Genomic DNA, 8,946 nt, shown 5'->3' on the forward strand with positions numbered 1-8,946 from the left:
TTTCGCCTACTCTCGATCCTTGGGACGAGCCTCATGGCCGCCCTTCGCCTGGGCCTGGGAGCCTTCCCGCGCAGTGTTCGCCCTTTCGTCGAGCGAAACGCCGTGCTCCTGCAAGTAACGGCTGCGGGCCTGCGCCATCGCCTCCTTGATCTCGGCTGGCATCACCTTCACGGTATCCTTCTCCGGCTTTCCGCTCTCGTCGAGCACGGGCTGCCCTTCCTCATCCAAAACCGTGCGCTTGAGCCAAACCTCGCGCTCGGTGAGCAGCGGCACGTCGCGGTAGTTCTCGCCGCGATAGCGAGACTCGTTCACGAACAACGGGCTGAACTGGTATCCGCCCATGTCGACGCCGTTGATGATGGTGCCCTTCGGCAGGGTTACCTGGTTAAAGGTCTTGGCCTCGCCAGTCTCCCTGTCTGCATATTCGATATCGGTCCTGACAAAGTTCTTATGGAAGGTCAGATAGGTGTTTTTCTTCTCGGTCATAGTCTTTCAACTCCTTCTTTGTTGGTATGTGAGCGCAGGATTCCAGCGCTTCTGGAATGAACCGAAAACGTGTATTAGGGCGGCATGGCGCCTCCCCTCTTTATTGGGTTGTTTGAAGTGGGACACGATGTCCCAGGAATAGGCTTTTTTACCCGCCGACGATGTCGCGTGCCCAGCTGCCGCTCTTAACGAGCGAGAGTATGAGCAAGATGCACATGGCGAGGTATTGGAGCGCGTAGGTAAGGCCGTTTGCAATCGAGTCAATGGGCGTTCCTGTGCTCGGGTTCGCCGCGTTGAGGCCGCCGAGGATAATCGGGAAGGAAATGAGCAGCACCAAGATGATGATGCCCGCCAAGCACACAGCCACGAAATTCTTAATGTAGCCGATGCCAATCTGGCGCGTGTCCTCGGTTCCCATCAAAGCTAATGGAATTGGCGAGAAGGCGGCCATCAGATAGAGCTGGATCGCTCGCGCCCAGGAAACGACCAAGGCCACGATATAGGCGACCAGCACGACGACCCAACTTATAAGTGCCACGATGAGCATCGCCACAAGCGAGGCAACATCATCGTCGGTTGTCACAATCGACACTGCGTTCAAGTCGATTGCCCCGCCTGTGCCGAACATATCGATGATACGTTCGATGGCAAGCTTGCTCACCGAATAGATTGCCGACATGATCTCGAAGCTGTTCTGGATGAGAAATAGGAACACTGCAAAGAACACCAGCAGGAACACTACTTCCTTAACGCCTGGCAAACTCGCATTACCATCCATGCGCTGCGATATCTGAATGAGCTTGATGGTGAACACGAACGAGAGCACGCCGCAGCCGATTGGAAGTATCGCTACCTGCCAGACGCCGTGCACGAGCGAATACATCGTCGTGTTGCCCGCCGACCCTAGCATTGAATCGAATCCCGCAGCCAAGATGCCGTCGTAGCCTATGGACTTGAGCATGTTGATCTGGTTGCTGAAGATCCAGTTGCAGCAATCGCGCAGCACGCCGCAAAGCCATTTGTTGATGTCGTCAGCGATTGCCGCGAAGGCGAAGTTTGGGAAGAGCATCAATGAGCTCAGCACCAGAAAGGTGGCTGCAAACGCCAAGGCGAACCTCCGGCTGCGACCCACGTTACCGATTGTTTCTATCATTCACTCACCCCACAACCGTGAACGTCGCAGGACCGCGTGCGTATTCTACGGTAAGCACCGTTGCCGCCGCATCATCGCACGTGAAGTTAGCCGTCACGATATGCTGCGCGTAATCTACAACGAGGGTGTTGGCCCAAGTTGCTTTATGCGCAGTAGGTGCGCACGTGTGTGCATAATCGCTTATTGCCGCTTGAATACCATCGGTGTTTCCGCCAAGCAGCTCCCTGAATTCATCGTTGATGCCAACGATTTCCAAAGGCTGCACGTTGATGCTTCCCTGCGAGTAACTCTTTGCCAGTTGGAAGTCATCGGATGTCACGACATATGAACCATCGTCGCTCTGCCTTAAGAGGATCATTGAATCCTTCACGGTGCCGTTCTCTTGGTCGAGCTTGAGCATGATGGTCGTCTGTTTGCCCTGCTTAGATACCGAATTGATATCGAAGGTGGAAAGCTTTACCGCAGTGCCATCGCTTTCGACATAGCGTCCATCCTTGAAGGTTATGGACGTCTGGCCGTTTTCCGCAGTCCAGGCGTTGCCCTTCAGCACCTCAAGCGAATCGGCTTCGCCCGCGGGCAGCTCCTGCTCTTGCGTGCTTTGGTCTGACTGGTTAGCCGCTCCTTCCTCGATAGCCGCAGAGTCAGCCTGCTCCTGCGGGGGTATCTGATGCACTAACGTGCAGCGCACCACCGTTGATGCAACTAAGATGAGCATTGCCCCGACAGCCAGGGCAAGCAGCACCTTCGTTTTGTTTGTCATATATTCTCTCCTTTCCAACCTGCGCAAATGAACTCTTTACCTAAAAGAGAGGGCGCAAGTGAAATAGTTGATGCCAGTTGCCAAGGTGCACACGGCCCCGGTATGCGGCTCGTGGATATATTGGTCGCCTCCCACGTAGATTGCGACGTGCCCAGGCTTGTACAGAATGTCGCCTGGTTGCGCCTCGCTCAGAAGCTTCGGCGTACCCATGGCGTACTGGTCTTCGGTGTAATGAGGGATGCTAATTCCAACCGTGCTGTAGCAATACATCGTCAGCCCAGAGCAATCGAGCCCCACGCCAGGAGTCTCACCGCCCCAAACGTAAGGAACTCCAAGCTGCGAGTAAGCTGCCTGAACAATTGCGTCTCCATTGGCAGCCATCGACTCATATTGCTCGACCGTCATGCCATCGAAGCGATAGAGGTTGTAGGTCTTCATGATCGACTGAAGCGTCTGAACGTACTCGCTACTCGTGGCATAACCGGCATCTTTCAAGCCTTCGGCCATCTTGTCGGAATCATGCTTCTCCATAGCCTCTTTGATAAGCGCGTTTTGCGAATAGCGGCTGTTTTGCAAAAAGACGCGGCTTCGGAAGATGATGCAATCTTTATGGGACTTGAAGCTGGTGAACTCATCCATGATGGTCACATGCTGGCCGTTATACTCTTCGCCAGTTTGCCAACTCGAATGCCCCGTCACTTCTTCAGCCAAGCCGTAGCTCGATGCCCATTTGATTCCAAAGAGGTTGTTATCCTGCGTGGCCAGGCCGCTCAAGTGATCGCCCACGCCAGACTCGCAGATAATTTGTGCGATAGTGCAGCCAGCAGGGTGCCCGTATTTCTCCTGACACTCTAGGGCCGTAACCACCATTTCTTGCGTGATATACGGTGGAAGCCCTGCAAGGCTTTGCTTGCTCGCCTCGTTTTCCCAGAAGCCGAAAAGCGCGCTGATAAGCTGTGATACCACCATCATTGCAAGCACGAATGCGAGGATGCCAGCCAATACACCTGCCAGCGGAGCGAGCGCTGACGAGGCAATAGCCGCGATGGTCTTGCCGCCCTCGGCTTTCGCCACAGTTGCCGCACCCGTCTCGGCGGCCTTGGCCTGGGCAGCATGGGCCTTGAGCCATGTCCTGCGCGATTGCATCTTCGCGTTGGCCTCGGCGGCTTTCACCTTCGAGACTCCCGCAGCGTTTCCCTTTGCCTTTGCTGCGGCAGCCGAATTGCTGGGACACGATGTCCCAGCAATTTGAGCCTTCTTGGCATCTCCGGCAGATTTAGCCGCTGAAATCTCAGCGCGACGCCGCCTCAGCGAGGAAGCATCGCTTGCGGCTGAATAAACATCTGATGCACCTTGCGTTTCATCAGCCTCGTCCATCTCGGCAGCGGCCACCGCCCCGATCTTCAGCCTCATGTTCCTATGGGATTGCATCGCCGTTGCAGCCTGTGAAGCGATATTGCCTGCCGCTTGGTCTCCCGCATCCGCATCCGACCCAGCACCAGAACGCAATGTTTTGCTAGCTGCGCTCTTGAGGACCTTCGAAGATCGATTGCCATCCGACAAGACCGATTTAGCGGTGTCGCCCGTCTGCTTCACCAGACCAGCGCTAACCGCATCGGTCTTGCCGACCTTGGCAACGCTTTCCACCGAATCGCTTGTCCGTGCGAACTCTGAGGTCTTCGCCGCACTGGAATGCTTCGCGATATCCTCCATGGCTACTCATCCAGGGAACTAGCTTGCAAACTCGCACGCCGCTTGCGCTTGCGACCTACGACCTCGTCAGGCTTGGTGGTCCAGCCGTTATACAGGAGACCTATGTCGAAGTCGTCTTTCATGGGAACGCGAGAAGAACCGGCGATGAGCAAGCCTTCGCCCGCTTTGACGGATTCGTCGATATAGGCTTCCTCGGTCGGGCTCAAGTCGAGCAGATCGACCCATGCAGCACGGTCTGTCGGCGATTGCTTGAAGATTGCGATGAAGTCTGAATTCTGAAGCATGCCTGAACCCGTTGGATGCTTGAACATCTTCTCGGCATTTTGCGTGATGCCCGTGCAGACAAGATTGAACTTTCGGCCTTCAGCCCAGAAGCGGGAGAAGTAGCTCATGATGGCCGGATGGTCGAACAGGCTTTGGACCTCGTCGATGTAGAGCCAGGTTCGAACGTTACGCTCGAAGTTGTAGTACATACGGTTGCGCACTGCTTCCAATGCAGCCAGCATGCCGAATACGCGCATGTTCGAGCTCAAGTCCCTGAACTCGATATTGGTGATGCGGTTGTTGAACGTCACGTTGGACTGGTTGTTGAAGAAACTCAAAGCACCGTTGACGTATCGCTCGTAGCGCAAGGCGATATCGCGTGCCTCAGGTTCAGGCTGCTCCTTCATGATCTCGTAGAAGTCGCCCAGCTTAGGCATGCGTCCTTGCCCGATGGCCTGCTCGTAGGCTATTTCAACGCAGCGGGCGATAAGCGACTTATCCGACTCGGGCAAGCCTTGATTGCCTTCCGACATCGTCGCCGCCGACAGCGCCAAAATGGCTTCGATTTTGAACGCCATCTGGCTGGTATCGGAGAGATCCTCGACGTCGGACAGGTCGAACACGTTCATGAACGTATCGGTATCCGGCGAGAAGCGCATGTTCACGCCTCCGAACATGTCGAGCAGGCTCGAGTACTCGCCCGCCGGGTCGAAGATGATGATCTCGTCGTTGGGGTACAGCAGGATGGTGTTGGTGATCTCTCGCTTCACGAAGAACGACTTGCCGGAACCGGGCTTGCCGCACACGAACCCCATCGGGCTCGCGTACATGCCGCGATCCACCAAGATGAGGTTGTTCGAGAGCTTCGATTGGCCCATATAGCCGCCGTGCGGATGGCTGATCTCCTGCGTGGCAAATGGCATCTGAATCGCCACCTGCGCGGTTGTCACCATGCGCGACAGATCCACGTGGTTGTGCGCCAGAGGCAGGATGGAGTTCAAGCCCTGACGCTGGCGGTAGGCCAAGGTGTCGAGCTCGATGGAATTGCGCCTTGCCGTGCTCATGATCTGCAGCACCTGCTCGTCAAGCTCTTCCAAAGTCGGCGCGTAGGTGTAGACGAGGCCGGTGAACACGAAAAGGCGCTGGTTCTTGTTCTGCAAATGGAACAGCAGGTCCTCTGCCTCCTCCTTGGAGTACTTGAGCTCGCTTGGCAGGATCTGGAAGTCGTAGCCCTTCTTAACGGCGGACATCTGCTCATCGATGATCTCCTTGTCCATCCATGCCAGGCGCTGCTTCACGAGCGCGACGGCCTTGGACTTGTCCATCGCCTGGATGTGCAGGGTGACGTTCAGCGGCAGGGGCAAATCGATGATGTCGGCCAATGCCCTATCGGAAAGCTCGCTTCCGAAGGTCCTGAAACCCAGCACCTGCCCGTACATGCCGTCGACCTCGAAGCAGTCGTTGCGTCCTGCTGGCTTGAAGTCGATGGCGCTCGGCGCGATGACGTCTTTGGTGCGCAGGCAGCTTTTGGCCGACAGTTCGTCGAACACGGGGCCGGCCAGCTTATGCCCTGGGCGCAGCTGCGAGTGCAAGACCCGCAGGCGCTCTTCGCCTTCGACCACCTCTGAATCGCTCCTCAAACGCGCGAGGGTCTGCATGCTGTCGTTGCGCATGCGCGCGAGCTTCGGCACGGCGGCGTCGACGTTCTTGGCACCCACCGCGAAGGTGAGGTAGCGCTCACGGGTAAGGTTGCTCACGCCCTCGCGCATCTTCTTGTTCAGGATGCGGTTGTACTCGTCGACATAGGGCCTGTGCTTGGGGTCGTGGCATTCGAAGAACACCTTGTTGCCAATCTCGTCGGCGGGAATCGGCGTGTTGATTACCGAAAGCTGTACGCTTGCCTCGGCTCCGAAATAATCGAACAATTGGCAATACGTGGAGAAGATCGCCTGCTGGTTCTCCTCGCGTGCGGATTGGTAGGAAATGTCAGAGAACTTGATGGTCTGGGAGAACAACCCCTCCTCCACCTGGGCGATGCCGTCTTCATACATGGCGTCGTAGCCGATGAAGTTGTAGACGTCCTTGGCCGCAAAGCGGGCACGCCGTTGCGTGGTCGTCTGGGCAGATAGCTCCTTTTCCTGAGCACGCAGGCGCTTGTTGATGCTCGACCTTCCGCGCGCCTTCGCATCGCTGCGGGCGCGCTTCAACTCGCGCTTTTCCTCTTTTCTCCTACGCTTGTTCTCGCGTTTAGCCTTCAAGTTGGCAAACATAGAGCTCAGCCCCCTTTCGCTTCACACGGCGACGTGATTTGCGATCCGCCTTCTGGGCGATGGACGGGGCCGGTTTCGGCTCGATGAGGCTTACGCTGGATGCGTAGAGGATCCTGTCGTTGTTGAAGGTATGTTGGAACCATAGCGGCATGAATTGTTCGAGCTTCATGCCTGACGGCCTCCAGAATCCTGCGGCCCAAAACGGCATGGAGCAGGCCATGACGGGCAAGGTGGCATTCGATACCTCGATCCCCAATACGAAATACGTGAACGCCGCCGCGCCCACGGCGGCAAGCAAGCCGCCCGTCACGCAGAGCAGCGTGCGCAAGGAGAGCTTGCCGACGATCTTCTCGGTGTACTCCCCGATATCTTTATGGATTGCAACGCTTAGCAAAAGATGCCCTCCCCTCTAGGCTGGAAGCCAGGACGTGTCCAACATGCCAAAATACACCGCAGCGGCGATGATGATCGCGCCGCCCGCGATGGTAGAAATGGCGCTTGCAATCTGGCTGCCGCCTTGCTGCTCGCGGATTGCCAAGCCGAGCGAGACGGCGCCCCAGACGACCAAGAAGCCGCCCAGAAACGTTACACAGCCCGAAACCAGGCTGATGATGTTCGCTAACATAAAACTCCTATTCAAATAGAGAGGGCCCGCCGCAACATCGCGGCGAAGCCCTGGTTGGTTGGTTGGTTATTCGATTGTCGGTATATGGCTAAAGGAAAGCCTAGCTCCCCGCACGCTTGTCCGCCAGGTAGCCCTCCACGTCGAACGGCTCGCTGCGGCCCTCGCCGCTCGGCGCGTACGGGTTGTAGATGAGCTTGGCATTCTCATGCGTGGAGACGTCGAACTTCTCATCGAGCAGCGGATAGGCTCCTGCCAACATGACGATTGCCTTGTCGCGGTCGAGCCTTCCCACTTCTGATGCCTGCATAAGATCGCGTTCGATGAGGTTGTAGTTCTTCGTTGACGAGCGGTTGGCCCCTCGACTCTCGTTGAACGTCGTCACGCTCACGGTCTCCTTGCCGATCATCTCCGATATCTGCTTGTTGGTGTCGGTGGATTTGCCGCCTAGGAACAGCGTCGTGTCGCAGTTGTCGATGATGGTCTGCGCCTTGTCCTTGTATTGGTCTTTCAGCTGGCCCATCGATTGCAAGATGATCGACATTGAGATGTTTCGGCTTCGCACCACCGAGATCATGGTCTCGATATCGGGGATGCGCCCGATGTTGGCGAACTCGTCGAACATGAAATGCACGGGCGTCGGCAGCTCGCCGCCGTACTTCTTCAGCGCCCGCAGGCACAAAACGTCGAGCGTCTGCCACATCATGATGGCGAACAGGAAGTTCAGGTTCTTGCGCGTATCGGACGGCACGGCGAAGATCACGGAGCGCTGGTTGGGGTCGCCCATGGTCTCGATGTGCATCTCGTCGTATTCGAGCAGGCGGCGCACCTCGGGCACCGTCATGGGCTGGACGCGCACGTTGCAGCTGATGATGATTGATTTCAAGGTTTTCGAAGCGGCAACCTTGAAGGCGTTGTAGGAACGCAGGGCGAAGTCGTCTTCAGGGGATATAGGTTCCTCGACCTGCACCCAGCGATACCCGCCCGATGCATCGGCGGCAAAGTCGCGCAGCTCCGCGTTGAAGGGCGTCTGCACCGAGACGGGATCAGCTACATAGCGCTTTCCCGTTTCGAGCTCGTAGAACAGCATGTCGAGCGGGCTCAGGTAAGATTCGTCGTCCTCGCGCGCCTCGGCCAGGCCCAAAAGCGTGATGAGCCCCGACAAGGACTGGTCGCGCTTGGGGCAGTGGTACTTCAGGTAGGCGAAGAGCGCCGTGTACAGCAGACGCTCGGCGTCGTCCCAGAACGGGTCGCCCGTGGTGTTCTCCTCGCCTTTCGTGTTGGCTATCAGGCACTCCACCAAGACCAGGATGTCGGTCTCGGTCTCTATGTTCACCATGGGGTTGAAGTGCATGGACGCATCCATGTCCACCAGGTTGAACACGCGCATATCCCATTTTTGCTCGACGTACATGTCGCCGGTCTGCGACAGCAGCGTGCCCTTCGGGTCGGTCAGAAACAGCGAGCAGTTCATCTGCAGCATGTTGGGAAGCACGTAGCTGCTCGTCTTGCCCGAGCCGCTGCCGCCGATGACCAGCACGCTGCGGTTGAGCTTGGAGTTGTAGCGGTTCTTGGAAAGCGAGAGCCCGTAGTTCTCCGTGAAGATGATGTTGTCGCTTTCATCCTTGTCGTTCATGAAGCGCCTGCCCTCAACGCGCGTGCCCCAACGCGACGAGCC

8 protein-coding genes are annotated in these 8,946 nt (G+C 57.0%); all 8 read right to left on the minus strand.

The window, feature by feature from the left end:
• Nucleotides 1–6: 6 nt before the first annotated feature.
• The gene (locus RR842_RS03450; RefSeq protein ID WP_216529914.1) at nucleotides 7–486 is read right to left on the minus strand and encodes a DNA gyrase; all 480 of its coding nucleotides are present in this window, start codon (nucleotides 484–486) and stop codon (nucleotides 7–9) included.
• Between the two features lie 148 nt (nucleotides 487–634).
• Nucleotides 635–1,639: a conjugal transfer protein TrbL gene (locus RR842_RS03455; protein WP_270245528.1), complete on the minus strand. Its 1,005-nt coding sequence runs from the start codon at nucleotides 1,637–1,639 to the stop codon at nucleotides 635–637.
• Nucleotides 1,640–1,643: 4 nt separating this feature from the next.
• Nucleotides 1,644–2,399 (minus strand): hypothetical protein, encoded by a 756-nt coding sequence (locus RR842_RS03460; RefSeq protein WP_216529916.1) that lies wholly within the window; start codon nucleotides 2,397–2,399, stop codon nucleotides 1,644–1,646.
• Between the two features lie 36 nt (nucleotides 2,400–2,435).
• Complete coding sequence (locus RR842_RS03465; protein WP_231088321.1) at nucleotides 2,436–4,112, minus strand: glucosaminidase domain-containing protein; 1,677 nt, start codon at nucleotides 4,110–4,112, stop codon at nucleotides 2,436–2,438.
• A 2-nt stretch (nucleotides 4,113–4,114) separates the two neighbouring features.
• The gene (locus RR842_RS03470; RefSeq protein WP_216529917.1) at nucleotides 4,115–6,646 is read right to left on the minus strand and encodes a DUF87 domain-containing protein; all 2,532 of its coding nucleotides are present in this window, start codon (nucleotides 6,644–6,646) and stop codon (nucleotides 4,115–4,117) included.
• Nucleotides 6,624–7,040: a PrgI family protein gene (locus tag RR842_RS03475; protein WP_216529918.1), complete on the minus strand. Its 417-nt coding sequence runs from the start codon at nucleotides 7,038–7,040 to the stop codon at nucleotides 6,624–6,626. Before RR842_RS03475 ends, RR842_RS03470 begins: the two co-directional genes overlap by 23 nt.
• A gap of 15 nt (nucleotides 7,041–7,055) precedes the next feature.
• Nucleotides 7,056–7,271, minus strand: a complete 216-nt coding sequence (locus RR842_RS03480) for a hypothetical protein (RefSeq protein WP_079535874.1) — start codon at nucleotides 7,269–7,271, stop codon at nucleotides 7,056–7,058.
• A 100-nt stretch (nucleotides 7,272–7,371) separates the two neighbouring features.
• Nucleotides 7,372–8,946, minus strand: a 1,575-nt coding sequence (locus tag RR842_RS03485; protein WP_332728982.1) for a type IV secretory system conjugative DNA transfer family protein, incomplete at its 5' end; no start/stop codon positions are given.

The organism is Gordonibacter sp. (genome assembly GCF_036667095.1).
Classification (GTDB): Bacteria; Actinomycetota; Coriobacteriia; order Coriobacteriales; family Eggerthellaceae; genus Gordonibacter.

Excerpts from the sequence above, each read along its gene's own strand:
- RR842_RS03465 (WP_231088321.1), bottom strand. The coding sequence starts at position 4,112 with ATGGAGGATATCGCGAAGCATTCCAGTGCGGCGAAGACCTCAGAGTTC.
- RR842_RS03455 (WP_270245528.1), bottom strand. The coding sequence starts at position 1,639 with ATGATAGAAACAATCGGTAACGTGGGTCGCAGCCGGAGGTTCGCCTTG.
- RR842_RS03460 (WP_216529916.1), bottom strand. The coding sequence starts at position 2,399 with ATGACAAACAAAACGAAGGTGCTGCTTGCCCTGGCTGTCGGGGCAATG.
- RR842_RS03450 (WP_216529914.1), bottom strand. The coding sequence starts at position 486 with ATGACCGAGAAGAAAAACACCTATCTGACCTTCCATAAGAACTTTGTC.
- RR842_RS03480 (WP_079535874.1), bottom strand. The coding sequence starts at position 7,271 with ATGTTAGCGAACATCATCAGCCTGGTTTCGGGCTGTGTAACGTTTCTG.
- RR842_RS03470 (WP_216529917.1), bottom strand. The coding sequence starts at position 6,646 with ATGTTTGCCAACTTGAAGGCTAAACGCGAGAACAAGCGTAGGAGAAAA.